3 protein-coding genes are annotated in these 1906 nt (G+C 33.3%); all 3 read right to left on the reverse strand.

Annotation, left to right across the window (positions count from 1 at the left end; translation table 11 throughout):
* Positions 1-140: 140 nt before the first annotated feature.
* Positions 141-605 carry an antitoxin YezG family protein gene (locus ACZBKJ_RS09775; protein ID WP_463200902.1) on the reverse strand — a complete coding sequence of 155 codons (465 nt, stop codon included), beginning with the start codon at positions 603-605 and terminating at the stop codon, positions 141-143.
* Between the two features lies 1 nt (position 606).
* Complete coding sequence (locus ACZBKJ_RS09780) at positions 607-1149, reverse strand: hypothetical protein (RefSeq protein ID WP_463200903.1); 543 nt, start codon at positions 1147-1149, stop codon at positions 607-609.
* 3 nt (positions 1150-1152) lie between these two features.
* The coding region (locus ACZBKJ_RS09785) for a DNA/RNA non-specific endonuclease (RefSeq protein ID WP_463200904.1) at positions 1153-1906 on the reverse strand (754 nt) is incomplete at its 5' end.

Here is a 1906-nt window from a genome sequence, read left to right on the forward strand (position 1 = left end):
ATTGCAAAAGTGGGGAAGTCTTTTGACGAAATTAAGAGTTATAAACAAACGCTAGTTTTGAGTTTGTAACTCGTAATTTCACCCTTAGCAGGGGTAAGTTTAGTTTAGTTTGTTTAAAGCCAATCTACACGCCAAGTAAGTTAATAAAAATCCGACTTTGGTCGCCCTAATGTCCCTGTTCCTTTATGACGAACACGCTCCTCCCAAAGCTCTTTTGGAATGCCTGTATTTTTCCATTCTTCTTCGGTTAGGTCGCTGATGCCTTTCATGATTAAGTTGACCCAGCTATCCTCTTTAGGAATGTAAATAAAATCCACTTCAAGCATCTTATTTTTTGAAAAAATCATCTTATAATGTGTCCAAGGTTCTTGAGAGAATATTTCACATTTTTGTAAAGATTCTATTAAATCTAATAGTTGCAAGAAAAGGTTTGAGTTAATAGAAATTGACACCCAAGATTTTTGGTTATTGTAATAACCTAATTGCATTATATTGTTACATTTATGATAATACGCTCCTTTTAGTATAACTTCATTACTATTATCTGGAAAAATAGACCAAAGCAAACTTTGAATTTCTTGATAAATTTCTTGATAATCAGCCATATTATTCTCCTGTTGGTGTATTTTTTAAATGCTTAATTGACCCTTCACCATTAATAGTTTCAATAATAATAAACTCATGAGGTCTCTTACTATTGCCACTATAAATAGGTTTAATTTTTACTATATTTTCAATATACTGATTATCTTTGAACTCATTTACTTTTTCTTCCCATATAGGTATAGGTATACCATATTGTTTTAATTCAGATTCTTCTAATTCCGATATGCCTTTCATAAATAAAGCATTCCAGTGGTTTTCATCTGGTATTTCTCTAAAACATAATAGAACCTCTTGATTACATATTGATAGCTTAAAATGACTATAATATATAATATTAAAAACATCGTCCATAAGCATATCTATATCATAGCTTGGATAATTATCAAAATTATAACTATGCTCCTGTTCTTTGATTATCCAGTGAGCAGATTTGGCTGAAAATGTTGGATAAATATATCCTGTTATGCAATATTTTGATGCTAATTCTGGTTTTAGTTCTGATAGTTTGTTAAATATTGATTGATATGCTTTGCGCTTGCCCATAATTTATTTTCCTGTTTCAGTGTTTTGCAAAGTAAATTCGTAAAGTTTGCCATTAACAACTTCCCGTATCTTAAAAGATGTTGGTCTCTTGCTATTACCAATATAAATAGGCTCTATCTTAACTTGAATAGTGCCATTATTTTCAAGAGCATTTTTCCATCTAGTTTCCATTTTATACCACTCACCCTTAACACCATTTAACTTAGCATCCATCGGTACGATGTTTATGCCTTCGCCTAGCCCATCAAACATCGATGCAATAAGATGCCCACCATGGTCAGTTGGCAGTCTTTGACACCCACCAGATTTACATTGTTGATTGGTGTTTCTGTCATTTTTCTTAAGCTGTAAATCAGCTTCTACATACTCAACACGACTATAAGCATCCATCTTGTATGTATGCCCTGTTTCAGCAACTCGATATGTCGCATTTGCTTGAGGTTTGTTGGCGGTAGGATTCCAACGACCTATCTTACCTTGCTCTATGATAATAATATCAGATTTCGGATCGCGAATCACATTGGGTTTGTTGTTATTGATAACACGAATTGTTCGATTTCTTTCACCTTTTACATTTACTTCTACAAAAGGTGGAGCATTAGGGTTGGTTGCTAAGTCAGGATTCGGAATTGTAGCTTTTCGCTCTATAATAGTATCACCATTAATATCGGTTCCCATGCGGTAATCTGAATAAGTAACTGACTTGCCATCAATAACTACAGTTGTTGGATTGTCACCAATCGCAATAAAACAGTTC

The organism is Moraxella sp. I5G, assembly GCF_055193055.1.

What these genes read in the sequence shown, in the direction of transcription:
- ACZBKJ_RS09775 (WP_463200902.1), bottom strand. Translation starts at nt 605, where the DNA reads ATGGCTGATTATCAAGAAATTTATCAAGAAATTCAAAGTTTGCTTTGG.
- ACZBKJ_RS09780 (WP_463200903.1), bottom strand. Translation starts at nt 1,149, where the DNA reads ATGGGCAAGCGCAAAGCATATCAATCAATATTTAACAAACTATCAGAA.